A 229-nucleotide genomic window follows, 5' to 3' on the forward strand; every position below is an offset into this window, starting at 1 on the left:
TTCGGTGAACTCCATGCCGCGCGCCGCGTAATTGTCGCCCAACAGCTGCATGGCCTTGGCGTCATGCTCGCAAGGCACGCCAAATGCCTTTGAAACGGCGTCCGCCGTAATGTCGTCGTGGGTCGGGCCGATGCCGCCTGAGGTGAAGACATAATCATGGGCGCCGCGCAGGGCATTCAACGCATCGACAATGCGGTCTTCCTCATCCGGAACAATCCGCACTTCCTTC

1 protein-coding gene is annotated in these 229 nt (G+C 60.3%); it reads right to left on the bottom strand.

Annotated elements, in window-relative coordinates:
- Positions 1-229 (bottom strand): molybdopterin-binding protein (locus tag Ga0451573_RS19605; protein WP_269438416.1); only part of this gene is annotated, 229 nt, incomplete at both ends.

Origin of the sequence: Phosphitispora fastidiosa (assembly GCF_019008365.1) — a bacterium.
GTDB classification, from domain to species: Bacteria; Bacillota; Thermincolia; order Thermincolales; family UBA2595; genus Phosphitispora; species Phosphitispora fastidiosa.